This window comes from Cryobacterium shii (genome assembly GCF_004402595.1).
In the GTDB taxonomy this organism is placed as follows: domain Bacteria; phylum Actinomycetota; class Actinomycetes; order Actinomycetales; family Microbacteriaceae; genus Cryobacterium; species Cryobacterium shii.
Map to the genome: position 1 here is coordinate 1 of NZ_SOFY01000069.1, position 23,243 is coordinate 23,243.

Here is a 23,243-nt window from a genome sequence, read left to right on the forward strand (position 1 = left end):
ACCCGGCCGGCCAGGGCATCGAATCCGTGCGCCCGATCCGCGACGAGATCAAGGCCCGCATCCAGGCCCTGCTCGCCGAGATCCTCCCCGCCACGGCCTAAGGCCAGCGCACGATGAGCGACACCGGCGCTCGCCGGTCACTGCCGGGCCTGACCTACCCCGAGGAGTATCTGAAGCGCCTTGCCCGCGACCTGACCGTGAGGTTCGCGGGCGTCTTCAGTGCCGAGACGGTCGAACGCTATGTGCTCGAGTCCTTCACGGCCCTGCTGCGCACGTCGACGGTGAAGGCGCACCTGGCCACCAACACGATCCGGTTCGCCACGGACCGGGTGACCGCACTGGCTCAGGCCAAGGGTGCGATCGCGCGCTCTGTGCCCGAGGTGTTGTTCGTCTGCGAGCAGAACGCCGGCCGGTCGCAGATGGCGGCCGTGTTCACGAACGCCCTCTCCGGCGGGGCCGTGCACGTTCGCTCAGCCGGTTCTGCCCCGTCGCGTGAGGTGAATCCCACGGTCGCCGCGGCGATGGCCGAGATCGGGCTCGACTTCACCGAGGCCTTCCCGAAGCCCCTCACCGACGATGTCGTGCAGGCCGCGGATGTCGTCATCACCATGGGGTGCGGTGACGCCTGCCCGGTCTATCCAGGGAAGACCTACCAGGACTGGGCATTGACGGACCCGGCCGGCCGCTCGCTCGAGAAAGTCCGTGTGATTCGGGACGAGATCACGGACCGGGTCGAACGATTGCTGGACACCCTCACACCCCGGGACCGGTAACCATGAGCATCGAGAACGTCACTGTCATCGGCTCCGGCCTGGCCGGTTACAGCGCCGCAACGTAACTGCCCCTGGCCGGGTGAGGGTGCCGGACCTGCCGAGGAGGCCCAAGCGGCCGGTACCGTCGGAGAGCAGGCGTGAACGGCGGTCGTCACCGCGAGGCCTGAGCGTCCAATAGTTTCCGGAGCTCAGCGGGTGTCGGAACTCGGCCCACCGAGACGACCCTCTCGTCAATGACGAGGCCGGGGCTGCTCATCACGCCGTAGCCGAGGATGACGGCATAGTCGTCGATCTTCTCGACGGTGGCGTCCAGGCCGAGTTCCTGCACAATCTGGGTGGTGACACGGTAAAGACTCACGCATTTGGTGCACCCCGCGCCGAGGATCTTGATGTTCATGGTCTGACGATTCCCTTTTTTTGGAGCGGCGGCATCGAGGCGGGGCGCGCTGAGCATCCCGCCTCGGTGGGGTTATTGGCTTGCGGCGGTGAGGAGGGTGCGCACCTCGGCGAGGTTCGGCACCCGGCCGGACACGACGACCTTCTCGTCAATGACGAGCGCGGGGGTGCTCATCACGCCGTAGCCGACGATCGCGGCATAGTCTTCGACCTTTTCGATGGTGGCGTCCAGGCCGAGCTCCGCGACGGCGACGGTGGCGGCCTTGGTGAGGTTGACGCAATTGGCACAGCCGGGACCGAGGATCTTGATGATCATGGGATGGTTCCTTTCAGAGGTGATGGTTAGGCCAGGATGGCGTTGAAGAGGTAGCCGACGGCGATGATGCCGAGGCCGGTGGTCGTGATGAAGATGGCGAGCAGCTGCGGCTTCAGCACCCGGCGGAGCAGGATCATCTCCGGCAGTGAGAGGGCGACGACGGCCATCATGAACGCGAGCAGGGTTCCCATCGGGAGGCCCTTGTCGTAGAGGGCGGCGACCAGCGGCATGATGCCGGCGGCGTTGGAATAGAGCGGGATGCCGATGAAGACCGCGATCAGCACGCCGAAGGGGTTGTCGGCGCCGGCGTAGGTGGTGAAGAAATCGGCCGGGGCCCAGCCGTGGATGAGGGCGCCGAGGCCGATGCCGACGAGCAGGTAGATCCAGATCTTCTGGATGATGGTTTTGACCTCTTCGACGCCCATCTGCATCCGCTGCCCGAAGGTGAGGCCGAGCGAGGGGTCGATGACCTGGCCTCCGAGTTTGACGTCGAAGACGAAGGGTTCCACCCACTTCTCGACGTGCAGGCGGCCCAGGATCCAGCCGGACACGATCGCGATCAGGAGGCCCGATACCATGTAGAGGGCGGTGATCTCCCAGCCGAACAGTGTCAACAGCAGGCCGATGGCGATCTCGTTGACCAGGGGGCTGGCGATCAGGAAGCTCATCGTGACGCCGATCGGCACGCCGGCGGCGACGAAGCCGATGAATGCGGGCACGGCGCTGCAGGAGCAGAACGGGGTGATCACGCCGAGGCCGGCGGCGAGGATGTTGCCGACTCCCTCGCGTTTGCCGCCGAGGAAGGCCCGGGTGCGCTCGACGCTCATGAAGGAGCGGAGCACGGTCGAGGCGAAGATGATGATGGCCAGGAGCAGCAGGATCTTGAGCGAGTCGTAGATGAAGAAGTGGATGGTCTCGGTGACCCGACTCTTCGGGTCGAGGCCGAATGCGTCGTAGAGAACGACGTCCCAGAACCATTCGTTGACCCAGTAGGCCAGAGCCCAGAGGCCCACCCCTGCAATCAGGATGGCGACCCGCCCACGGGTGGTGGTCGGTATCCGTTCCGCGATGCTCACAACTGCTCCTTGACCGGGAACGCCGAATTCTTCGACGTTCATCTAATTACAAGTATGTCCACCTCTTTGATATGTGTCAAGAAGGTGACAGACTGTTCCCATGCCCAAAACGCTTCCGCTCCTCGATGACGTCTCGCCGATCTGCTGCGGTCCGCTGGGGAACAGCGCCACCCTCGAAATTGACGATGCGATCGCCCTCGCCGTGCGCCTGAAGGCCCTGGCCGACCCAGTGCGCCTCCAGTTGCTGGCATACCTCCTGGCCCAGCCGAATCAAGAGGCCTGCACCTGCGACCTGGCCCCGGTCGTGAAACTGTCGGAGCCCACGGTCAGTCATCACCTCAAGAAGCTGCAGACCAGCGGGATCCTGACCAAGGAGCGTCACGGGATGAGCGTGCACTACCGCGTCATCCCCGAGGCCATTCACGCCATCGCCCGAACCCTCGACACCGGCGCCTGGGCGCGGTGAGCGTCGGAACGCCGTCTCACTGCTGGCGCAGGAGCTCAAGGAATTCGTCGGCCATCGCGAGCTGATCCTGCAGCTTTTGGCGCCGCTCTTCGGCTTGCCTGATGAAGGAATCCAGGTCTGATCGCACGGCGACAGTGTCGGCACCCTCGCTGGCGCCTTCCAGGGTGTCGATGGTCTTGCCACAGTGGCGGTCGTCGTGCTCACCCACAACCTCGCCATCGGCGTGGTCGTGGGTGTGCTCATGGCCATGGTCGCCTTCGCCCGCCGGGTCGCCCACCTCGTGGATGTGGAACGGACCGTCTCGACCGATGAGCCCGTGCCGACCGCGTACTACACCGTAACCGGGGCACTCTTCTTCGCCTCAAGCAACGACCTCACCACCCAGTTCGAGTACGCGGACGACCCGGACCGCGTGGTCCTCGACATGTCCGCCTCCCACATCTGGGACGCCTCCACCGTCGCCGCGCTCGACGCCATCACGAACAAGTACGAGCGCCACGGCAAACGCGCCGTCATCGTGGGCATGAACGAAGCCAGCACCGATATCCGCGCCCGCCTGGCCGGAAACCTCGGCGGCGGACACTAGCCGGCCCAACGCGGCGTCCCGGTTTTCCGGCTCATTCCGTCGACCCCGTGGCGCGGGCTTCCGGGGACTGCTCCGTTTCGGAACCGGCCGGGGCCAAGTACTCCAGGAACCAGTCTCGGGCCAGGGCGGCGGCCTCGCCGAGGGTGCCCCGCTCCTCGAAGAGGTGCGTGGCCCCGGGGACGACGGCCAGCTCGCTGGGGCAGCGCAGCAGGGCCCGGGCCTGGCGGTTGAGTTCCAGAACAAGCGTGTCCGCCCCGCCGACGATCAGCAGGGTGGGGGCCCGGACTCCGGCCAGCCGCGGCCCCGCGAGGTCCGGGCGTCCTCCCCGCGACACCACGGCGCTGACCTGGGTGCCCGTGCTCGTGCCTGTGCCTGTGCCTGTGCCGAGCGCGGCATCGGCCGCGGCCCACAGAGCGGCTCCGGCCCCGGTGCTGGCGCCGAAGTAGCCGACCCGGAGGGTGCGGGTGTCCGGCTGGGTGCCCAGCCACCGGGTGGCCGCGGCCAGCCGGTTCGCGAGCAGCCCGATGTCGAAGACCTTGGCCCGGTCGGGCTCCTCCTCCGGGGTGAGCAGGTCGAGCAGGAGCGTGCCCAGGCCGGCCCGGTTCAGCACCTCGGCGACGAACCGGTTGCGGGGGCTGTAGCGGCTGCTGCCGCTGCCGTGGGCGAACAGCACCACCCCGGTGGCTCCGGCCGGAAGGCGCAGGTGACCGCCCAGATGCACACCGTCGGCGGGGATCTCGACTTCCCGGTCGGGGTCGCCGGTGTCGGTGGTGATCCGGCGCATCCGTTCTGCGGCTGCGTCCAGCAGCACGGTCACTTCGGAATCGCTGGTCGGACTGAAATCGTAGTAGTGGTTGCCGACCGCGATCAGCTGCGCCGGCACGTAGAGACAGACGACCTCGTCGGCTCCCGGAAAGTGATGAATCGTGTCGGCGGGACCGACCGGTACGGCGAGGATGACCTTTTTCGCTCCGAGCTGCCGGGCGACCAGGCAGGCGACCCGGGCCGTGGACCCGGTGGCGATGCCGTCGTCGACGATGAGGGCGATCCGGCCGGTCAGGTCGACGCGCTGCCGGCCCTTGCGGAACCGGGCCACGCGATCGTGCAGCTGGGCGCGCTCCACGGCCTCGACGTCGGCCAGTTCCTCGTCCGTGACCCGGGTCAGATTGAGCACCGGCGTGTTGAGCACCCGCACGTCGTGCTCGCCGATCGCGCCCATGGCCAGTTCCGGCTGGTAGGGCACACCGAGTTTCCGCACGACGATCACGTCCAGCGGAGCGTCCAAGGTTTCGGCCACCTCGGCGGCCACGGGCACCCCGCCACGGGGAAGCCCCAGCACCACCACGTCCTGCCCGCGCAGGTACTCGAGTTGCTCGGCCAGCTGGCGCCCGGCATCCGCTCGATCTGTGAAAACGACCATCGTCGCACCTCCTCGATACGGCCATGGTCGCCCCGGGCGCGGACGGGCGCTAGGGCTGCACGGATTCCGGAGGGTAGAAGAATAACCCGAAGGCGCAACCCGAAAGTATCTGCGGCAGAGCACCGGGCAACAAAGAAAGGCCCCGACCGAAGTCGGGGCCTTTTCTGTCGTAACTGTGCTACTTGGTGGATCCGAGGGGATTCGAACCCCTGACCCCCTGCATGCCATGCAGGTGCGCTACCAGCTGCGCCACGGACCCAGATAGTGTTTCGGATCTCTCCGAAACAACTTGTCTAGTCTACGACACGTTTTGAGTGCCGTTGACCACTGTTACTCGGCGACCCGGGGGGCGGGGAGTTCGATGGGGATGACCGGGCAGTCTTTCCAGAGGCGTTCGAGGGAGTAGTAGACGCGTTCTTCCTCGTGGAAGATGTGCACGACGAGGTCGCCGAAGTCGACCAGGACCCAGCGGCCCTCGGCGCGTCCTTCGCGGCGCAGGGGCTTGAACCCGGCCTCGGTCATCTTGTCTTCGATCTCACCGGCGATAGCCACGACGTTGCGCTCGGAGCGCCCCGTGACGATCAGGAAGATGTCGGTGAGAGGAAGGGGGTTGGACACATCGATCGCGACGAGGTCCTCCCCCGCTTTCGAGTCTGCGGCGGCGGCGGCCACCTTGAGGAGCTCGAGAGCATGGGCAGAAGCGGTCATCGAATGAATCCCTGAGTTAGTGAATGTGAAATGGGTGGCATTAGAAAATTCGGAAGACGTAGCCGGCGACGAGCAGGGCCAGCACGCCGAAGGCGAGCACTCCAGCCGTGATGGTCAGCACGATAGGCAGCGTCAGTCCGGGTTTGCTCGGTGGGGCCATGACGCCGCGCGTGGACGCGTGCGTGCTGACGGCACGGCTGGCGCTCACCGGTGCGACGTCGTTGTGGTGTCCCACGTCGTCGAGCTGGTCGAGCAGCTGGTCCATGTCGGACGAGTCGTAGACGTTCGGGTGCTGTCCGGTGGAGCCAAGGCTGCGCGGCAGGTCGATCGAGCCGGTGACCATGATCTCGCCCGTGCTCGTGAACGGCCCGGACGCGTTGCCCTGGTGCGGGATGGACGGCAGGATCAGGGCGTTCGTGGTGGTCGGGATGCCGCCCGCACTGATACCGCGGGCCACTATCTGGTCGAACGGCTCGAGCTGGGTGACTCCGGGAAGCGAGTCGACGTCTTCGTCCCGGGCGAGCGACCAGTGGCCGACGGGCGGGTGAAGAACGCCGGGACGGGACTTGCCGGCCTTGCCGACCTTGCTCCCCGCTGCTTCGACCATGAATTCGACGCGCGGAGCCACCGGGGCCGGGGCCGCCGGGATGTTGACGATGTCGATGTCGAAAGCGCGCGGGTCGGACAGGCCGAGGGAGGCCGGGGCCGGGGCCACCGGCGGGAACTGCGCGGCGGGTGCGGTCTCGGCCGGCACGATATCGGTTTGCGCAGTCTCCGCGGCTGCGGACAGGGCGGCCTGCTGGGCGCGCAGCTCTCGCCGCGTCATCGTGTGTTCGGAGGTCGTGTCGACGGCAACAGCCTGTTCCCGCACGGGGGCGTCAGGCGTACGAGGCGCGAAGACGGAGGGTGCCGGCGCCAGAGGGGCGGGAGCGGCGACGGGAGACGGCTGTGGGGCCGCGGGCGCAGGCGCGGCGGTCGCGCCGACATCCGTGACGGCAGGTTGATTCCCGTGTGCCAACTCCCGCGCTTGCCGGCGCGTCAGTGGCTGTGGGTTGTTACCCGACGTCATGCCACACTCCGATACAGATGATGCTTTGAGATGTACTGGACGACCCCATCGGGGACCAGATACCAGACCGGGAATCCCCGATTCACACGCGCCCGGCAGTCCGTTGACGAAATCGCCAGAGCCGGAACCTCCAACAAGCTTACGTCCTGGTTGGGTAATCCCGAAATGTTGAGCTCATGTCCCGGACGACTCACAGCCACGAAGTGCGCGAGATCCCACAGCTCCTGCACGTCTTTCCAGCTGAGGATCTGCAGGATCGCGTCCGCGCCGGTGATGAAGAACAGCTCGGCGGTGGGCCGTTCGGCATGCAGGTCGCGCAGGGTGTCGATCGTGTAGGTGGGGCCGGTGCGGTCGATGTCGACCCGGCTTGTCGTGAAGCGGGGATTGGACGCCGTGGCGATGACCGTCATCAGGTAACGGTGTTCGCTCGCCGTCACATCCGCTTTCTGCCACGGCTGCCCGGTCGGAACGAAGATGACCTCGTCGAGGTCGAAGCTCTGCGCCACCTCACTGGCGGCAACGAGGTGCCCGTGGTGGATCGGGTCGAAAGTTCCGCCCATCACGCCGATGCGGGGGCGGCGGGGAGTCTCGATGGGAGCTGTATCGTCTAGTGGCCGCTGCGCGCGCCGCCGTGAGCGTCGGCGTAGGCCTTCGCCTTGGCCTGGTGACGGTTCGCGACGTCACGGTACGACCAGACGACCGCGGCGAGGGCGGCGAACAGGACCAGGCCGATCAGGCCGTAGACGAAGGTCGGCATGGGCAGGGCGGCGTGTTCGACTTCGGCCAGCACGGCAGTTTCGGCCAGCACAGTGGTCAGGAACGACATGGGGATCTCCATTCAGGGGCACAGACGGCAAAACCTTGGGCCACGGCCACTATCTTAGCGGGGCCTAGCCGCGCACCTGCCCGGAGCCGCGCACGATCCACTTGGTGCTGGTCAGCTCGGGCAGTCCCATCGGGCCGCGGGCGTGCAGTTTCTGGGTGGAGATGCCGACCTCGGCACCGAACCCGAATTCTCCCCCGTCGGCGAACCGGGTGGACGCGTTCACCATGACTGCGGCGGAGTCCACCTCGGCGAGGAACCGTTCGGCGTTGACTAAGTCGTTTGTGATGATGGACTCGGTGTGCCCGGTCGAGTACCGGCGGATGTGACGGATCGCGTCGTCGAGGGAATCGACGACGGCCACGGCGACCTCCAGGGACATATATTCGGTGCCCCAGTCCTCGTCCGTGGCCGGCACCGCGGCCGGGAAGAGCGCGCGCACCCGGTCGTCGCCGTGGATCGTGACCCCGGACGCGGCCAGCTTCGCCAGCACCGCCGGCAGGAGCCGGTCGGCCGCGGCCTCGTGCACCAGCAGCGTCTCGAGGGCGTTGCAGACGCTGGGCCGCTGCACCTTGGAGTTGTGCACGATGTCCACGGCCATCTGCTCGATGGCGCTCTCGTCGAGGAAGATGTGCACGACGCCGGCGCCGGTTTCGATCACGGGGACCTTCGACTGGGTGACGACGGCCTGGATCAGCCCGGCACTCCCCCGCGGGATGAGCACGTCCACGTAGCCTCTCGCCTGCATCAGCTCGGTGGCGCCGCTGCGACCGAACGGGTCGATGGTCTGCACCGACGCGGCGGGGAGCCCGACGCCGTCGACCGCGGCCTGCAGCAGGCGAACGAGCACGCGGTTGGTGTTCTCCGCGGCCGAGCCGCCGCGGAGCACGACGGCGTTGCCGCTCTTCAGGGCGATCGCGGCGATGTCCACGGTGACGTTCGGCCGGGCCTCGTAGATGACGCCGACCACGCCGAAGGGCACGCGGACCTGGCTGATCTTCACCCCGTTGGGCAGGCTGCTGCCGCGCACCACGACGCCGACCGGGTCGGTGAGCAGGGCGATCTGCAGCACGGCGTCGGCGAGGGCATCGATCCGGGCAAGATCCAGGCTGAGCCGGTCCAGCATGCCCGTGCTGAGCCCGTTCGCCTCACCGGCGGCCAGGTCCAGCGCGTTGGCTTCGAGGATCTCGGCGACGCTGGTCCGGAGGGAGGCGGCGACGGCCTCGAGCGCCTGGTTTTTCCGCCGCGTTGGCGTGGCCGCGAGCACGAGGGCTGCGTCCCGGGCGGCTTCGAGGGTGGGCGTGATCAGGACGGAGTCGGTCGCGGGCTGCATCATCCCGGTAGTTTACGCGACCGGGCGGGGCTGCACCCGAAGCGACGACTGACGGATGCTGCCGGTCAGCGCACCGGGCGCACGCCCGGCATCGGTTCGAACCAGGTTCCCACCCGATCGCCGCGGAGGGCCTCGGCGACCAGCCCGGTGGAGGTCACCAGGACCGCGGTTCCGGCGTCGGCCGCGATCCGGGCCGCGGACACCTTGGTGCTCGCACCACCGGTTCCCACCCCGGATCGGCTCTCGCTGAACTCCACGCCTACGAGCGGGTCGCCGGATGCGACGTGGTCGATGAGTTCAGCCCCCGGCAGGTGCGGGGCCCGGGTGTACAGGGCGTCGACGTCGCTGAGCAGCACGAGCAGGTCGGCGTTGATCAGCGTGGCCACGAGCGCCGCCAACCGGTCATTGTCGCCGAACCGGATCTCATGGGTGGCGACCGTGTCGTTCTCGTTCACGATCGGCAGGATGCGCAGGCCGAGCAGGCGGTCCATGGCCCGGTGAGCGTTGCCGCGGTGCGCCGGGTTGTCGAGGTCTCCGGCGGTCAGCAACACCTGTCCGGCGATGATGTCGTACCGGTCGAGGCTGTCCTGATAGCGGAAGATGAGCAGGTTCTGGCCGACGGATGCGGCCGCCTGCTGGGTGGCCAGGTCGGTGGGCCGCTCGTCCAGCTGCAGGTAGGGCATGCCGGTGGCGATGGCACCGGACGAGACCAGCACAATCTCCGCACCGCGGCCGTGGGCGCCGGCGAGGGCGTCGACGAGGGGGGTGATCTGGCCGATGTTCTCGCCGCTGATCGAGGAGGACCCGACCTTCACGACGATCCGGGCCGCTGACCCGATCTGGTCGCGGGTGATCACGCCCATGATGCGGTTCCCTCTCGCGCACTCACAGGAGCGCGCGCCCTGGCGCCTGGGGCATCGGTTCGAACCAGGTGCCGACCTCGGCCCCGTTGAGCGCGTCGCCGGCCAGGCCGGTCGCGGTCACGAGCACCGCGGTGCCGGCCGCGGCCGCCAGCCGGGCGGCCTTGACCTTCGTGCTGGCACCGCCGGTGCCGACGCCGGCGGCGCCGGAGGTCCCGAACTCCATTCCGGCCAGTTCCTGGTCGAATCCGATCAGGTCGATCCGTTCCGCGCCGGGCAGGTGCGGGGGCCTGGTGTAGAGCGAGTCGACGTCGCTGAGCAGCAGCAGCAGGTCGGCGCGGATCAGCACGGACAGCATGGCAGCGAGCCGGTCGTTGTCCCCGAACCGGAGTCCGTAGGTGGCGACGGTGTCGTTCTCGTTGACGATCGGCATGATCCGCAGGTCGAGCAGGCGATTCACCGCGCGGCGCGTGTTGCTGCGGTGCGGTTCGTTCAGCAGGTCGCCCTCGGTCAGCAGGACCTGGCCGGCGGCGATGCCGTGACGATCCAGGGTCTCCTGGTAGCGGGCCGTGAGCACGTTCTGCCCGACGGAGGCGGCCGCCTGCTGGGTGGCCAGGTCGGCCGGCCGCTCGTCGAGGTTGAGGTAGCTCAGACCGCTCGCGACAGCGCCGGACGAGACCAGGACCACCTCGACGCCACGGTCGTGCGTCTCGGCCAGTGCTTCAATCAGGGGTGCGATCTGGTCGGCGTTGTCGCCGCTGATCGACGAGGAGCCGACCTTCACCACGATGCGCCGTGCGGACGAGACCTGGGCACGTGCGCGCGAACTCATTCGGCGTCGCTCTCCTTTGCCTTGTTCCGCGGCACGGAACCGTCTCCGGTCAGGACGTCCCCGTTGAATTCCTCTTCCCCGGTCGACCACATGCCGGCTTCGCGTTCGCGGATGAGTTCGGCACGCGCGGCCGCCTTGGCGTCCATCCGGCCGAAGTATTCCTCGCGGCGCTCGTTGCTGGTGCGGCGCTTGGAGTCGTCCAGGCGGGTGTCGGTGCCGCGCGGGGCGGTGATCAGTTCGGCGGTCGAGGTGAGAGTGGGCTCCCAGTCGAAGACCACGCCGTTGCCCGGACCGATGATGACCGTCGAGCCAGCGATCGCGCCTGCCTTGAACAGTTCGTTCTCGATGCCCAGCTTCGCCAGCCGGTCGGCGAGGAAGCCGACGGCCTCGTCGTTCTTGAAGTCGGTCTGCTGCACCCAGCGCTCGGGCTTGGTTCCGATGATGCGGTAGATGTTGCCGAACGACCCACCCTCGACCTTGACGACGAAGCCGCTGTCGTCGACGGGCTTGGGACGGATGACGATGCGCGGCTTGACGGCCTGCGCCGCGGCGGCCTCGACCCGGCCGGCCTCGACCGTCTCGGCCAGGGCGTAGTTGAGCTGCTTGAGGCCCTCGTGGCTGACGGTGGAGATCTCGAAAACGCGGTAGCCGCGCGCCTCGAGGTCGGGCTTGACGAACTCGGCGAGTTCGCGGCCCTCGGGAACGTCGATCTTGTTCAGGGCGATCAGCTGGGGGCGTTCCAGCAGCGGCTTCTGGCCCTCGGGCACCGGGTAGGCGGCGAGTTCGCCGAGAATGACGTCGAGGTCGCTGAGCGGGTCACGATCGGGGTCGAGCGTGGCGCAGTCGAGGATGTGCAGCAGGGCCGTGCAGCGTTCCACGTGGCGCAGGAATTCGAGGCCGAGGCCCTTGCCCTCGCTGGCGCCCTCGATCAGGCCGGGCACGTCGGCGACGGTGTAGCGCACCTCGCCGGCGTCCACGACGCCGAGGTTGGGGTGCAGGGTCGTGAAGGGGTAGTCCGCGATCTTGGGGCGGGCGGCCGAGATGGCCGCGATCAGGCTGGACTTGCCGGCCGAGGGGTAGCCCACGAGTGCGACATCCGCCACGGTCTTCAGCTCGAGCTGGATGTCGCCTTCCCAGCCGTAGGTGCCGAGCAGGGCGAAGCCGGGGGCCTTGCGCTTGAGCGACGCCAGGGCCGCGTTGCCGAGCCCGCCCTGTCCGCCGGGCGCGACGACGATCCGGAAGCCCGGTTCGGTCATGTCGGCGAGCTCGTTGCCCTCGGCGTCTTTCACCACGGTGCCGAGAGGCACGGCGAGTTCCATCAGCTCACTGCCGAAACCGGCCCGGTGGTCGCCCATACCGGGGCCGCCGTTGGCGGAACTGCGGTGGGGGGACCGGTGGTAGCCCAGGAGGGTCGTCACATTGGGGTCCGCGACGAGAACGATGTCGCCGCCGCTCCCGCCGTTGCCGCCGTCGGGGCCGGCGAGAGGCTTGAACTTCTCACGCTTGACGGAGACACAACCGTTCCCTCCGTTGCCTGCTCGCAGGTGGAGAGTGACGTGGTCAACAAACGTGGCCATGGGGGTGCCCCTTTCAGGTGGCAAAAACTATGTGCACAAAAACGAAAACGATGGTGCCGTGAAACACGCAAAGGGCGAGCCGAAGCCCGCCCTCACGCTTACAAGTTGTGGATGCCTACGCGGCAGCCACCACGATGTTGACGACCTTGCGGCCACCCTTCGCGCCGAACTCAACCGAGCCGGGCTCGAGGGCGAAGAGCGTGTCGTCTCCACCACGGCCGACGTTGACGCCGGGGTGGAAGTGGGTGCCGCGCTGACGGACGATGATCTCGCCCGCGCTGACAACCTGACCACCGAAGCGCTTCACGCCGAGGCGCTGGGCGTTGGAATCGCGACCGTTGCGAGTGGAACTCGCACCTTTTTTGTGTGCCATCTGTTCTTCTCCTCAGGCCTAGGCGATGCCGGTAACCTGAACGCGAGTGAGCTCCTGACGGTGCCCCTGACGCTTCTTGTACCCGGTCTTGTTCTTGAACTTCTGGATGACGATCTTCGGACCACGGAGGTCGTTCAAGACCTCGGCCGTAACCGTGATCTTGGCCAGCGACTGTGAGTCAGAGGTGATCTTGTCGCCGTCGACGAGAAGCACGGCGGCCAGCTCGACGTTGCCGTCCTTATTGGCTTTGATTCGGTCCATCGTGACGATGGTTCCGACCTCGACCTTTTCCTGCCGCCCACCGGCGCGCACAACTGCGTAAACCAAGTTACGTACCTATCTCTGGGGAGCCGTGAGGCCCCATGATGGAAAGTTACTGCTTTGAACAGGCCAAGCCGGCCCACTCGCTTTCAGAAAACCTTGGTGACCGCGTGAGCTAAGGCCCAACGCACACCAACAGTCGACTTTAGCTGATCATCCAGCCCCGGTCAAACCGAGACGGGATCGTAGAATCTGAACATGACGGTGTTGATAGACCAGCCTACGTGGCCCGCCCACAGTACGGTTTGGTCTCATCTGGTCAGCGACACTTCCCTGGCCGAATTGCACGCATTCGCGGCCGCCAACGGGATTCCCCGGCGCGGATTCGACCTGGACCACTACGACGTCCCCGCGCGCCTGTACGAGGCCCTGGTGGCCGCTGGGGCGCATCCGGTGAGCAATCGGGAGCTGGTCGTGCGGCTGCGGGCCAGCGGGCTGAGAGTGACCGGCAGGCAGCGCGCTCACCTGCCGCCCGCTCCCCCACGCGACGACAACGCCTGATCCCCTGCGCGAGGGCCTGAACCACGAAGACGGGCGACCGGCGGCGAGGCGGCGATCGGCCGCTCACGCCGCCGGTCGCCCGGCGATCATTCGATGCAGTTACTGCTTCTCGTCCGGGGACGACGTGACGATCGGCTGAAGGCCGGCGGTGGACCCGCCGGCCGTCGTGACCCGGCGGCTGCGCCCGCGCCCCTGGCCGGGCTGCTTGGGCTCGGGCAGTGAGTCGAGCACCGAGTCCAGCAGCTGCTCGGTGACCTGCTTGCTCACCGTGCGACGGCTGCGCGAGGACTTCTTGATCGGGATGTCGAGAATCGCGACCGACTCGGATGAATCCTCCGAGGCCGACGCCGACGCCGACGACTCGGTGGCCGCATCCGGTGCCACCGGGGCGGACTCGGCCGCCTGGACGGGCTCGGTCTGCGCGGGCTGAACGTGCTGCCTGGCCTGAGTCGACTGGCCCGACCCGGAGGATGCCCGCCGGCTGCGGCGTGCCGGCGCAGCGGTCGCTTCCGGGGCGGCCACCTCGTTGACGGCCGCCTCGATCGGGTTGACATCGCGGGGAGCCTGCTCGACCTCCTGCGCGGGTACGGCAGTCTCCTGCGCGGTTGCAGGCTTGGTTTCCGGCGTGGCTTCAACGGACGGCATGATCGGGATGGATCCGGTCAGCGAACGGGTGATCGTGCGTGCGGCAATCAGCGCGAGGGCGTGCTTGGCGTCCTCGGTAATCCCGTGGGTGCCGTGACCGGCCCTGGCGTCGGCCTGGGTGGCCGCGGCCGCACTGCCGGAGTTGTTGCTGCCGTCACCGGAGTTGCCGCCATTGTTGCCGCCGTTGCGGTGTCCGTTGCCGGTGTTTCCGTTGTCGCCGCCGGAGTTGCCGCCCGACTTGCTGCGCGGGCGACGCTCCATCGCCGGCTGAGCGGTCTGGCGGTGTTTGAGCACGGGGTCGTGGTGGATGACGATTCCACGGCCGGCGCAGGCCTCACAGTTCTCACTGAAGGACTCGAGGAGTCCGAGGCCCAGCTTCTTGCGGGTCATCTGCACGAGTCCGAGCGACGTGACCTCGGCCACCTGGTGCTTGGTGCGGTCGCGGCTCAGGCATTCGAGCATGCGGCGCAGCACCAGGTCGCGGTTGGTTTCGAGCACCATGTCGATGAAGTCGACGACGATGATGCCGCCGATGTCCCGCAGACGCAGCTGGCGCACGATTTCCTCGGCGGCCTCGAGGTTGTTCTTGGTGACGGTCTCTTCGAGGTTTCCGCCCGAGCCGACGAACTTGCCGGTGTTCACGTCGACGACCGTCATGGCCTCGGTGCGGTCGATCACCAGGGATCCGCCGGAGGGCAGCCAGACCTTGCGGTCGAGCGCCTTCTCGATCTGCTCGGAGATGCGGTACTCGTCGAAGGCGTCCATCTCGCCCTCGAAACGTCCGACCCGCTCGACCAGGTCAGGGGCCACCTGGCCCAGGTAGGTCTCGATGGTGGCGCGTGCCTCGTCGCCGGAGATGACCATCTTCTGGAAGTCTTCGTTGAAGACATCCCGCACGATCTTGATCAGCAGGTCAGGCTCGCCGTGCAGCAGGGCCGGTGCCGAGGCGGATTCGACCAGCCTGGCGATGGACGCCCACTGGTCGGTGAGGCGGTTGACGTCCAGCGTGAGCTGCTCGTCGGTGGCCCCCTCGGCCGCGGTGCGCACGATGACGCCCACGTTCTCGGGCAGGACCTCCTTGAGGATCTTCTTCAGGCGGGCACGCTCGGTGTCGGGTAGCTTGCGGCTGATCCCGTTCATGGAGCCGTTGGGCACGTAGACGAGGTAGCGGCCCGGCAGGGAGACCTGGCTGGTGAGCCGAGCGCCCTTGTGGCCGATCGGGTCCTTGGTGACCTGCACCAGCACCTTGTCGCCGGGCTTCAGTGCGAGTTCGATCCGTCGGGCCTGGCTGCTGTTGCCGGAGGTCTCGGCGGCGGCCTCCCAATCGACCTCTCCGGCGTAGAGCACGGCGTTGCGGCCGCGTCCGATGTCGACGAAGGCGGCCTCCATGCTCGGGAGCACGTTCTGCACCCGGCCGAGGTACACGTTGCCGATCAGGGACGCATCCTGGTTCTTGGCCACGTAGTGCTCGACGAGGACGCTGTCCTCGAGCACGCCGATCTGGATCTTGTTGTGCTTGGCGCGCACGACCATGACGCGGTCGACGGACTCGCGGCGGGCGAGGAACTCGGCCTCCGTGATCACCGGGCGACGGCGACCGGCATCCCGCCCGTCACGCCGGCGCTGCTTCTTGGCCTCGAGCCTCGTGGAGCCCTTGATGCGCTGCGGTTCGGTGATCAGCTCGGGCTCGCGGGGGGCGCGCACCCGCACGACGGTGTTCGCGGGGTCGTCGGAGCCCGAACGGCTCTCGTCGCCGGTGCGGCGGCGGGCCCGACGGCGAACGGTCGACGACTCGTCGCCCTCGTCGTCGTGGGTCTGCCGGGTGTCCGAGCGGTCCGGCCGGGCGTCCTGCTGGTAGCTGTCACGGCTATCGCGGCGAACGCCGGTGCGGGCCGGGAGCGGCACGATGACCGGAGCCTGGAAGACCAGGGAGGTCGAGGGCCGGCGGACCACGTCGGTTGTGGGGGTGGGCGGCAGCGTCAGATCCACGTCAGCGTCCTGTTCTGTGTCGGGGGTTCCGCCGAACGGTGCGGCGGATGCCGGCTCGGTCGCGGAATCAACGGGGAGGACCGGAGCCGGTGGCTCGGTCGGGGCGGGCTCGCGTGTCGCCGCGGCGACGACCGGAACCTCGTCCTGTGGGGTGTTGCTCGGGTCATCCGTCACGACCGGGGTCACCGGTGTGGCAGCACGGCGCGCTGTGCGGCGACTGCCGAACAAACCCTTGCGTTTTTTGATGTTTTCGTTGTCTTCCACCATCACTGGTGCGCTCCTTGACCGGTGTGGGCGACCGCGCCACCCATCCGGCTACTCTCTCGTGGGAGGATTTTGCTTACGCGAAACCCTCGGGAATCCTCTTCGTTCGCAACCGGCTCTTGGCTCTGGCTGCTAATACCTTTGGTCGTGGGACCAATGAATCCGGGCTAGTGCGGCCCATTTATAAAAATGTGTGATTAAGCCTTCTCTGGCATCAACTTGAGCGCGGCTCAAGCGACATCTTCGATTATCGCATGCATTCTCAGGATCACGTGCGAGGCACATGACATAATCCGAAGGTGCCAGCAGCCGACCAGTCCAAGCGCCCCGTCGGGCTCGCAATCTTCCTCATCGTCGGTGGACTGATCGCCCTCACCGCGGCATTCCTGCTGACCATCGACAAATTCCGCATTCTCGAGGACCCGCAGGCGCAGCTGTCCTGCAACTTCAGCGTCCTGGTCGGCTGCAGCACGAATCTGGGGTCCTGGCAGGGTGCCATCTTCGGCTTTCCCAACCCGCTGATCGGGCTGATCGCCTGGACGGTCGTGATCACGATCGGCGTCGCGATCCTGGCCGGCGCCCGCTTCAAGCGCTGGTTCTGGATCGGTCTGAACATCGGTGTCACGGGCGCCCTCGCCCTGGTGATCTGGCTGATGGGCCAGAGCTTCTTCGTGCTCGACGTGCTCTGCCCCTGGTGCATGGTCACCTGGGTGGTCACGATCCCCACGTTCCTGGCCGTCACCCTGCACAATCTCACCGTCGGCAACCTGCCCGCGTCGCCGGGCGTTCGGCGTTTCGCGGCGGGCGCGTACTCGTGGATCGTGGTGATCACGATCGGCTGCTACCTCGTGGCGGCCGTCATCGCCCAACTGCAGATGGACTTCCTGCACCGCCTCTAAGCCCCGGCTACCCTCGCCGCCCGCGCCGCCGAAAGCTCGCCGAGCCGTGAGTTTCATCGCGCCGAGCCGTGAGTTGCGACCCTCCGCAGACGCGAAACAGGGGCCAAACTCACGGCTCGGCGAACGTGGCGCTGCGACGACGGTGACGCGGCGGCGAAGGCGGGACGCAGGTCCGCACGGCCGAAAAACGTCGCCGAGCCGTGAGTTGCGACCCTCCGCAGACGAAAAAGAGGGGCCAAACTCACGGCTCGGCGGATGGGGTGGGGGTGGGGTCCTGGATGGGGACCGGGTGGGGGTCTCGCTAGTCGAACCAGAGGGCGAGCTCGCGGGCGGCGGACTCGGGCGAGTCGGAGCCGTGCACGAGGTTCTGCTGCACGCGGGTGCCCCAGTCACGGCCGAAGTCGCCGCGGATGGTGCCGGGGGCCGCCGTCGTGGGGTCGGTCGTGCCGGCCAGGGACCGGAAGCCCTCGATCACGCGTTCGCCGGCGATCCGCAGCACGAGGATGGGCCCGCTCTCCATGAATTCGACCAGGGAGTCGAAGAACGGCTTGCCCTGGTGCTCGGCGTAGTGCTCGGCCAGCAGGGACCGGTCCGCCTGCACCAGCTTCGCGTCGACGAGGGAATAGCCCTTCTGCTCGATCCGGCGCAGGATCTCGCCGGAGAGATTGCGGGCCACGCCGTCGGGCTTGACCAATACGAGGGTTTCTTGGACCTGGGTGCTCATGAGTTCTCTTTCTGGTTGTCTATTCTCGAACCGGCGATCATGCAGTACGCCCACATGGCGGTGAACATGGCGCCGACAAAAAACATGGCGGGGTTGAGGAAGCCACAGAGCAGCACGATGGCCTGGAGGATCCAGCCGATCACGTACGACCACGGGTAGCGCAGCAGAGCGATCACGGCGACCATGGCCAGCGACAAAAGCGCTCCGCCGCCGAGGGCGAGCAGCGGCGGCAGCGCGCCGAGCCCGAAGATCACGAGCGCGCCGAGCATCACCACGATCGTCTCGAAGCCGAGCACGATCGAGGCCAGGGAGCGCTTGATCGACCGCGGGACGGCGGGGCGAACGGATGCGCCGGGATCCGGCGTCTCGTCGGGTTCGGGCGCGAGGGTCACTTGGTCATCCATTCGCGGGAATCGGCCAGGGTGATGGCCTCGCCGACGAGCGTGATCGAACCGGTCACGATCACGGCCCGTTTGGGCGATTCCAGGGCCCAGTCGCGGGCGGAGTCGAGCGCGGCGGCCAGGTCGTCGAAGCGGATGGTGCTCACCTCGCCGGCGGTCTCGGCCACCAGGTCGGCGAGGTCGTCGACGCCGATCGCCCGTTCGGAGTGCGACTGGGTCACGTGGAACCGGCTCACCGACGGCAGCAGCGCGGTGACGATGCCGTCGGCGTCCTTGTCGGCGAGGATGCCCACCACCGCCACGATCTCGTCGAAGTCGAAGTAGTCGCCCAGGGCCGCGCTGAGGGCGGTGGCGCCGTGGGGGTTGTGCGCGGCATCCACCAGCACGGTCGGTTCGACGCCCACCAGCTGGAGGCGTCCGGGCGAGGTGGCCGAGGCCAGCCCTTCCTCGACCAGGGCGTACGAGAGCGCCGTGGCGCCGGCGCCGAGGAAGGATTCGACCGCGGCGATCGCGACGGCCGCGTTCTGGGCCTGGTGGGTGCCGTACATCGGCAGGAAGAGGTCGGAGTAGGTGCCGGCCAGGCCGCGCACGGAGATGAGCTGCCCGCCCACGGCGACCTGGCTGCTCAGCAGCGCGAAGTCCTCGCCCTCGCTGGCCAGGGTGGACTCGGTCAGTTCGGCGGCGCGCTCGAGTTCGGCCTGGGCCTCCTCGACCTGCCGGGCCGAGACCACGGAGGCGGAGGGCTTGATGATGCCCGCCTTGGTGCGCGCGATCTCGGCGATGGTGGCGCCGAGCCGCAGGGTGTGGTCGAGGGCGATCGGCGTGAAGACGGCGACCTGGCCGTCGGCCACGTTCGTGGAGTCCCACTCGCCGCCCATGCCGACCTCGATCACCGCGACGTCGACGGGAGCGTCGGCGAAGCAGGCGAAGGCGAGCACGGTGAGCGCCTCGAAGAAGGTGAGCGCACCCTCCCCGGCGGCGACGAGCTCGGCGTCCACCATCTGCAGGAACGGCGAGATGTCGGCCCAGTTCGCGGCGAGGGCCTCATCGGTGATCGATTCCCCGTCGATCACGATGCGCTCGTTCAGCCGCACCAGGTGCGGGCTGATCAGCAGACCGGTGCGCAGGCCGTAGGCGCGCACGATGCTCTCCGCGATGCGGCTCGTGCTGGTCTTCCCGTTGGTGCCGGTGACGTGGATGATCGGGTACACGGTCTGCGGGTCCCCCAGCAGCTCCAGCGCCCGCCGGGTCGGCGCCAGGCGGGGCCGGGGCGCGCCCTCGCCGACCCGCTCGAGGAGCGCGGCGAGGACGGCGTCGCCGGCCTCGCGGTCGGGATCTGCCGCGGACGGCCGGGGCTTAGACATGAACGAGTCCGTTCTCTCGTGCGACGGCGACCAGGACGGTGCCGCGGTTGGCGTACTGACCGGCGGTGTAGAGCACGTAGTGCTCGACCGGGAACCCGACCAGGCCCGCCAGCCATTCGGACGGCAGCCCGTTGGCCAGGCTGTCGGCGGGGACCTCGGTCGACACGTGGGTGGCGAACCGGGTGGCCAGGGTCTCCGCGGCGAGGTCCACCCCGGGGGCCAGGGCGAACGTGGCGGCATCCACGTCCGAGTAGAAGACCAGGTCCAGACGGATGCGGTCGCTCACCTCGAAGCCGGCGGACTTGCGGGTGTCCTGCACGGCGCGGATCAGGTCCCGGGCGAAGCCCTCCGCCTCGAGCACGGGCGTGGTCCTGGTCTCGAGCAGCACGAAACCGCCGCCGGCCAGCAGGGCCAGGGCGGGGGCATCCGTTGCGGTCTCGGACGCGTCGGCCTCGGCGCCCGAACCGGTCTGCAGCACGAGTTCGTACTCGCCCTCGGCGAGGGCGATGCCCCCGGCGGTGACGACGCCGTCGGTTTCGCTCCAGTCGCCGGATCGGGCGGCCTTGATCACCTGCTGCACCTGCTTGCCGAGGCGCGGTCCGGCCGCCCGGGCGTTCACGGTGAGTCGGGAGGTGATGCCGTAGGCGCTCGCGCTGTCGCCTTGGAGTTCGACCAGGCGCACGCTCTTCACGTTGAGTTCGTCGCGCAGGATGCCCTCGAAGGGCGCGAGTGCCGCCGTGTTGGAGGTGACCACGGTCAGGGTCGCCAGCGGGAGCCGCACGCGCAGACCGGCCTGCTTGCGCAGGGAGAGCACGGTGGAGCTGATGGTGCGCACCTGGTCCATCGCGGTGACGAGGTCGGCGTCGGCGGGGAACAGGTCGGCGTCCGGCCAGTCGGTGAGGTGCACGCTGCGGCCGCCGGTGAGGCCCTGCCAGATGCGCTCGGTGACGAGCGGGAGCATCGGGGCGGCGACCCGGGTGACGGTCTCGAGCACGGTGTACAACGTGTCGAACGCCTCGGTGGAGCCGCCGGCCGCGGCGCCGGCCCAGAACCGGTCGCGCGAGCGGCGCACGTACCAGTTGGTGAGCACGTCGGCGAAGTCGCGCAGCCGGGCGGCCGCGAGGCTGCTGTCCAGGTTCTCCAGGTCGTTCGTGACGTCCACGATCAGGTCGCGGGTCTTGGCCAGCAGGTACCGGTCCAGCACGTCGGTGGAGTCGGCGCGCCAGGTGGCGTCGTAGCCGTTCTCACCGGACGCGTTCGCGTAGAGCGAGAAGAAGTACCAGGTGCTCCAGAGCGGGAGCATCACCTGGCGGGCGCCCTCGCGGATGCCCTCCTCGGTGACGATCAGGTTGCCGCCGCGCAGCACGGAGGAGCTCATCAGGAACCAGCGCATGGCATCCGAGCCGTCGCGGTCGAACACCTCGTTCACGTCGGGGTAGTTGCGCAGCGACTTGGACATCTTCTGCCCATCGTTGCCGAGCACGATGCCGTGGCTGACGACGTTCTTGAAGGCCGGCCGGTCGAACAGGGCGGTCGAGAGCGTGTGCAGCATGTAGAACCAGCCGCGGGTCTGCCCGATGTACTCGACGATGAAGTCGGCCGGGTTGTGGCTGTCGAACCAGTCGGCGTTCTCGAACGGGTAGTGCACCTGGGCGAACGGCATCGAGCCGGAGTCGAACCAGACGTCGAGCACATCCGTGATGCGGCGCATGGTGGACTGCCCGGTCGGGTCGTCGGGATTCGGGCGGGTGAGCTCGTCGATGTAGGGCCGGTGCAGGTCGGTGGGGCGCACGCCGAAGTCGGCCTCGAGCTCGTCCAGCGAGCCGTAGACGTCGATGCGCGGGTAGTCGGGGTTGTCGCTCTTCCAGACCGGGATGGGCGAACCCCAGTACCGGTTGCGGCTGATCGACCAGTCGCGGGCGTTGCCGATCCACTTGCCGAACTGGCCGTCCTTGACGTTCTCCGGCACCCAGGTGATGTCCTGGTTGAGGTCGACCATCCGGTCGCGGAAGTCAGTGACGCGCACGAACCAGCTCGACACGGCCCTGTAGATCAGCGGGTTGCGGCAGCGCCAGCAGTGCGGGTACGAGTGCTCGTAGCTGGCCTGGCGGAGCAGGCGGCCCTCGGCGCGGATCAGCTGGGTGAGCGGCTTGTTCGCGTCGGACCAGAGCTGGCCGGCCACCTCGGGCACGTCGGCGAGGAACTTGCCGCCCGCGTCGAGGGAGATGATCACCGGGATGCCGGCGGCCTCGCAGAGCTTCTGGTCCTCTTCGCCGTAGGCGGGGGCCTGGTGCACGATCCCGGTGCCGTCCGCGGTGGTGACGTAGTCCCCGACGATGATCGTCCAGGCATTCTGCGTGCCCCAGACCTCGGTGTCCGCGTAGTAGTCGAAGAGGCGGTCGTAGGAGACGCCCTCGAGGTCCGCGCCCGGCACCGTGCGGGCGATCGCCGCCAGCGCGTCGACGGCGGAGTCGTAGCCGAGGTCCTTGGCGTAGTTGCCGACGAGGTCGATCGCGAGCAGGTATTCGGCGCCGAGCACCTCGACCCGGGCGGAGGACACCGGGGCGACGGATGCCGCGCCGCCGTCCGGCCCGGCCTCCCGCAGCACGGTCGCGTCGGGGGTGCCGTTCGGCCCGGCGGGGACGACGGCGTACGTGATCTGCGGCCCCACGGCCAGCGCCATGTTCGTGGGCAGGGTCCAGGGTGTCGTGGTCCAGGCCAGGGCGCGCACGGCGGTCAGCCCGAGGGCTTCCGCCTTCGCCCCGACCAGCGGGAACGTCACGGTGACGGTCTGGTCCTGGCGCATCTTGTAGACGTCGTCGTCCATCCGCAGCTCGTGGTTGGAGAGCGGCGTCTGGTCGCGCCAGCAGTACGGCAGCACCCGGTAGCCCTCGTAGGCGAGGCCCTTGTCGTGCAGGCGTTTGAACGCCCAGATCACGGATTCCATGAACGTGATGTCGAGGGTCTTGTAGTCGTTCTCGAAGTCGACCCAGCGGGCCTGGCGGGTGACGTACTCTTCCCAGACCTTGGTGTACTTGAGCACCGAGCTGCGGGCGACCGCGTTGAAGGCGCCGATGCCCATCTTCTCGATCTCGCTCTTGTCGGTGATGCCGAGTTCGCGTTCGGCCTCCAGCTCGGCCGGCAGGCCGTGCGTGTCCCAGCCGAAGCGGCGGTGCACCTGCATGCCGCGCATGGTCTGGAACCGGGGGAACAGGTCCTTGGCGTACCCGGTCAGCAGATGCCCGTAGTGGGGCAGCCCGTTGGCGAAGGGCGGGCCGTCGTAGAAGACCCACTCCGGGGCATCCGCCCGGTTGTCGATCGACGCCTGGAAGGTGCCGTCCTCGGCCCAGAACTTGAGCACGTCGGTCTCGATCTGGGGGAAACTCGGCGACGGCACGATGCCGGAGGGCACGCTGCCCGAGGGAACGGTGCTGCCGGGCTGCTGGTCTGCCGAACCGGGGTGCCGGCCTTTGGGGTACGTCATGCTTCTCCTGGACGAGTCGGGCAGGTTCTGCTTGGTGCAGAGC

Annotated in this window: 24 protein-coding genes, 1 tRNA gene and 2 pseudogenes; 6 read left to right on the plus strand and 21 right to left on the minus strand. The window is 68.0% G+C overall.

The features are described 5' to 3' along the window. A pseudogene (locus E3O49_RS17205) lies at positions 1–101 on the plus strand (heat-shock protein HtpX); the annotation flags it as partial. A gap of 12 nt (positions 102–113) precedes the next feature. Beyond that, a complete protein-coding gene (locus E3O49_RS12585) occupies positions 114–773 on the plus strand; it encodes an arsenate reductase ArsC (RefSeq protein ID WP_134366138.1) in 660 nt (219 codons plus the stop codon). A 151-nt stretch (positions 774–924) separates the two neighbouring features. Here E3O49_RS12585 and E3O49_RS12590 read toward each other — a convergent pair whose 3' ends face one another. From E3O49_RS12590 to E3O49_RS12600, 3 genes are all read right to left on the minus strand, one after another. After that, entirely contained in the window at positions 925–1,170 is a 246-nt protein-coding gene (locus E3O49_RS12590; protein WP_134366137.1) for a thioredoxin family protein, read from the minus strand. A gap of 72 nt (positions 1,171–1,242) precedes the next feature. Further along, positions 1,243–1,485: a thioredoxin family protein gene (locus E3O49_RS12595; protein WP_134366136.1), complete on the minus strand. Its 243-nt coding sequence runs from the start codon at positions 1,483–1,485 to the stop codon at positions 1,243–1,245. A 26-nt stretch (positions 1,486–1,511) separates the two neighbouring features. Continuing rightward, on the minus strand, positions 1,512–2,561 hold the full coding sequence (locus tag E3O49_RS12600; RefSeq protein WP_241976155.1) for a permease: 1,050 nt from the start codon (positions 2,559–2,561) through the stop codon (positions 1,512–1,514). Positions 2,562–2,661: 100 nt separating this feature from the next. Here E3O49_RS12600 and E3O49_RS12605 point away from each other — a divergent pair, with 100 nt between their 5' ends. Beyond that, entirely contained in the window at positions 2,662–3,027 is a 366-nt protein-coding gene (locus E3O49_RS12605; protein WP_134366134.1) for an ArsR/SmtB family transcription factor, read from the plus strand. Positions 3,028–3,043: 16 nt separating this feature from the next. Here the strand turns inward: E3O49_RS12605 and E3O49_RS12610 are convergent, their stop codons facing one another. Next, positions 3,044–3,235 (minus strand): hypothetical protein, encoded by a 192-nt coding sequence (locus E3O49_RS12610; RefSeq protein ID WP_134366133.1) that lies wholly within the window; start codon positions 3,233–3,235, stop codon positions 3,044–3,046. Between E3O49_RS12610 and E3O49_RS12615 the strand changes: the two are divergent. Next, positions 3,209–3,613: pseudogene (locus tag E3O49_RS12615) on the plus strand (STAS domain-containing protein); the annotation flags it as partial. The gene E3O49_RS12610 and the pseudogene E3O49_RS12615 sit on opposite strands and share 27 nt — an antisense overlap. Positions 3,614–3,644: 31 nt before the next feature. On the opposite strand, the gene E3O49_RS12620 reads toward E3O49_RS12615, so the two are convergent. The 12 genes from E3O49_RS12620 to rplU all read right to left on the minus strand — a co-directional run bounded on the left by E3O49_RS12620 (position 3,645) and on the right by rplU (position 12,935). Further along, the gene (locus E3O49_RS12620; protein WP_134366132.1) at positions 3,645–5,033 is read right to left on the minus strand and encodes a phosphoribosyltransferase family protein; all 1,389 of its coding nucleotides are present in this window, start codon (positions 5,031–5,033) and stop codon (positions 3,645–3,647) included. Between the two features lie 183 nt (positions 5,034–5,216). After that, a tRNA-Ala gene (locus E3O49_RS12625) sits at positions 5,217–5,292 on the minus strand. A gap of 71 nt (positions 5,293–5,363) precedes the next feature. Continuing rightward, positions 5,364–5,741, minus strand: a complete 378-nt coding sequence (gene rsfS / locus E3O49_RS12630; RefSeq protein ID WP_134366131.1) for a ribosome silencing factor — start codon at positions 5,739–5,741, stop codon at positions 5,364–5,366. 40 nt (positions 5,742–5,781) lie between these two features. Continuing rightward, a complete protein-coding gene (locus E3O49_RS12635) occupies positions 5,782–6,567 on the minus strand; it encodes a hypothetical protein (RefSeq protein WP_134366130.1) in 786 nt (261 codons plus the stop codon). Between the two features lie 239 nt (positions 6,568–6,806). Then, positions 6,807–7,403 (minus strand): nicotinate-nucleotide adenylyltransferase, encoded by a 597-nt coding sequence (gene nadD / locus E3O49_RS12640; protein ID WP_134366129.1) that lies wholly within the window; start codon positions 7,401–7,403, stop codon positions 6,807–6,809. 14 nt (positions 7,404–7,417) lie between these two features. Beyond that, on the minus strand, positions 7,418–7,636 hold the full coding sequence (locus E3O49_RS12645) for a hypothetical protein (RefSeq protein ID WP_134405287.1): 219 nt from the start codon (positions 7,634–7,636) through the stop codon (positions 7,418–7,420). 64 nt (positions 7,637–7,700) lie between these two features. Then, a complete protein-coding gene (locus E3O49_RS12650) occupies positions 7,701–8,969 on the minus strand; it encodes a glutamate-5-semialdehyde dehydrogenase (protein ID WP_420898205.1) in 1,269 nt (422 codons plus the stop codon). A gap of 62 nt (positions 8,970–9,031) precedes the next feature. Beyond that, the gene (gene proB, locus E3O49_RS12655; RefSeq protein ID WP_134405284.1) at positions 9,032–9,829 is read right to left on the minus strand and encodes a glutamate 5-kinase; all 798 of its coding nucleotides are present in this window, start codon (positions 9,827–9,829) and stop codon (positions 9,032–9,034) included. Between the two features lie 22 nt (positions 9,830–9,851). Then, complete coding sequence (gene proB / locus E3O49_RS12660) at positions 9,852–10,658, minus strand: glutamate 5-kinase (protein WP_134366126.1); 807 nt, start codon at positions 10,656–10,658, stop codon at positions 9,852–9,854. Next, a complete protein-coding gene (obgE, locus tag E3O49_RS12665) occupies positions 10,655–12,235 on the minus strand; it encodes a GTPase ObgE (protein ID WP_134366125.1) in 1,581 nt (526 codons plus the stop codon). The genes proB (E3O49_RS12660) and obgE overlap by 4 nt, the downstream gene beginning before the upstream one ends. Before the next feature lie 115 nt (positions 12,236–12,350). Continuing rightward, the gene (gene rpmA / locus E3O49_RS12670) at positions 12,351–12,608 is read right to left on the minus strand and encodes a 50S ribosomal protein L27 (protein ID WP_104169636.1); all 258 of its coding nucleotides are present in this window, start codon (positions 12,606–12,608) and stop codon (positions 12,351–12,353) included. Between the two features lie 18 nt (positions 12,609–12,626). Beyond that, complete coding sequence (rplU, locus tag E3O49_RS12675; protein ID WP_134366124.1) at positions 12,627–12,935, minus strand: 50S ribosomal protein L21; 309 nt, start codon at positions 12,933–12,935, stop codon at positions 12,627–12,629. 192 nt (positions 12,936–13,127) lie between these two features. On the opposite strand from rplU, the gene E3O49_RS12680 reads away from it, so the two are divergent. Next, a complete protein-coding gene (locus E3O49_RS12680; RefSeq protein ID WP_134366123.1) occupies positions 13,128–13,430 on the plus strand; it encodes a DUF4031 domain-containing protein in 303 nt (100 codons plus the stop codon). A 99-nt stretch (positions 13,431–13,529) separates the two neighbouring features. Here the strand turns inward: E3O49_RS12680 and E3O49_RS12685 are convergent, their stop codons facing one another. Then, positions 13,530–16,331 (minus strand): Rne/Rng family ribonuclease, encoded by a 2,802-nt coding sequence (locus tag E3O49_RS12685; protein WP_134451726.1) that lies wholly within the window; start codon positions 16,329–16,331, stop codon positions 13,530–13,532. A gap of 296 nt (positions 16,332–16,627) precedes the next feature. Here E3O49_RS12685 and E3O49_RS12690 point away from each other — a divergent pair, with 296 nt between their 5' ends. Further along, positions 16,628–17,227, plus strand: coding sequence for a vitamin K epoxide reductase family protein (locus E3O49_RS12690; RefSeq protein ID WP_134366121.1), 600 nt, complete (start codon positions 16,628–16,630; stop codon positions 17,225–17,227). A gap of 301 nt (positions 17,228–17,528) precedes the next feature. Here E3O49_RS12690 and ndk read toward each other — a convergent pair whose 3' ends face one another. The 4 genes from ndk to E3O49_RS12710 are packed head-to-tail and all read right to left on the minus strand — an operon-like array spanning position 17,529 to position 23,200. Then, a complete protein-coding gene (ndk, locus tag E3O49_RS12695) occupies positions 17,529–17,951 on the minus strand; it encodes a nucleoside-diphosphate kinase (RefSeq protein WP_134366120.1) in 423 nt (140 codons plus the stop codon). Beyond that, positions 17,948–18,343, minus strand: a complete 396-nt coding sequence (locus E3O49_RS12700) for a DUF4233 domain-containing protein (protein ID WP_241976159.1) — start codon at positions 18,341–18,343, stop codon at positions 17,948–17,950. The genes ndk and E3O49_RS12700 overlap by 4 nt, the downstream gene beginning before the upstream one ends. After that, a complete protein-coding gene (locus E3O49_RS12705) occupies positions 18,340–19,716 on the minus strand; it encodes a bifunctional folylpolyglutamate synthase/dihydrofolate synthase (protein WP_134451718.1) in 1,377 nt (458 codons plus the stop codon). Before E3O49_RS12705 ends, E3O49_RS12700 begins: the two co-directional genes overlap by 4 nt. After that, entirely contained in the window at positions 19,709–23,200 is a 3,492-nt protein-coding gene (locus tag E3O49_RS12710; RefSeq protein WP_134451720.1) for an isoleucine--tRNA ligase, read from the minus strand. The genes E3O49_RS12705 and E3O49_RS12710 overlap by 8 nt, the downstream gene beginning before the upstream one ends. Positions 23,201–23,243: the final 43 nt, after the last annotated feature.

What these genes read in the sequence shown, in the direction of transcription:
- E3O49_RS12585 (WP_134366138.1), top strand. Translation starts at nt 114, where the DNA reads ATGAGCGACACCGGCGCTCGCCGGTCACTGCCGGGCCTGACCTACCCC.
- E3O49_RS12590 (WP_134366137.1), bottom strand. Translation starts at nt 1,170, where the DNA reads ATGAACATCAAGATCCTCGGCGCGGGGTGCACCAAATGCGTGAGTCTT.
- E3O49_RS12595 (WP_134366136.1), bottom strand. Translation starts at nt 1,485, where the DNA reads ATGATCATCAAGATCCTCGGTCCCGGCTGTGCCAATTGCGTCAACCTC.
- E3O49_RS12605 (WP_134366134.1), top strand. Translation starts at nt 2,662, where the DNA reads ATGCCCAAAACGCTTCCGCTCCTCGATGACGTCTCGCCGATCTGCTGC.
- E3O49_RS12620 (WP_134366132.1), bottom strand. Translation starts at nt 5,033, where the DNA reads ATGGTCGTTTTCACAGATCGAGCGGATGCCGGGCGCCAGCTGGCCGAG.
- rsfS (WP_134366131.1), bottom strand. Translation starts at nt 5,741, where the DNA reads ATGACCGCTTCTGCCCATGCTCTCGAGCTCCTCAAGGTGGCCGCCGCC.
- E3O49_RS12635 (WP_134366130.1), bottom strand. Translation starts at nt 6,567, where the DNA reads ATGACGCGGCGAGAGCTGCGCGCCCAGCAGGCCGCCCTGTCCGCAGCC.
- E3O49_RS12645 (WP_134405287.1), bottom strand. Translation starts at nt 7,636, where the DNA reads ATGTCGTTCCTGACCACTGTGCTGGCCGAAACTGCCGTGCTGGCCGAA.
- E3O49_RS12650 (WP_420898205.1), bottom strand. Translation starts at nt 8,969, where the DNA reads ATGATGCAGCCCGCGACCGACTCCGTCCTGATCACGCCCACCCTCGAA.
- proB (WP_134405284.1), bottom strand. Translation starts at nt 9,829, where the DNA reads ATGGGCGTGATCACCCGCGACCAGATCGGGTCAGCGGCCCGGATCGTC.
- proB (WP_134366126.1), bottom strand. Translation starts at nt 10,658, where the DNA reads ATGAGTTCGCGCGCACGTGCCCAGGTCTCGTCCGCACGGCGCATCGTG.
- obgE (WP_134366125.1), bottom strand. Translation starts at nt 12,235, where the DNA reads ATGGCCACGTTTGTTGACCACGTCACTCTCCACCTGCGAGCAGGCAAC.
- rpmA (WP_104169636.1), bottom strand. Translation starts at nt 12,608, where the DNA reads ATGGCACACAAAAAAGGTGCGAGTTCCACTCGCAACGGTCGCGATTCC.
- E3O49_RS12680 (WP_134366123.1), top strand. Translation starts at nt 13,128, where the DNA reads ATGACGGTGTTGATAGACCAGCCTACGTGGCCCGCCCACAGTACGGTT.
- E3O49_RS12685 (WP_134451726.1), bottom strand. Translation starts at nt 16,331, where the DNA reads ATGGTGGAAGACAACGAAAACATCAAAAAACGCAAGGGTTTGTTCGGC.
- ndk (WP_134366120.1), bottom strand. Translation starts at nt 17,951, where the DNA reads ATGAGCACCCAGGTCCAAGAAACCCTCGTATTGGTCAAGCCCGACGGC.
- E3O49_RS12705 (WP_134451718.1), bottom strand. Translation starts at nt 19,716, where the DNA reads ATGTCTAAGCCCCGGCCGTCCGCGGCAGATCCCGACCGCGAGGCCGGC.
- E3O49_RS12710 (WP_134451720.1), bottom strand. Translation starts at nt 23,200, where the DNA reads ATGACGTACCCCAAAGGCCGGCACCCCGGTTCGGCAGACCAGCAGCCC.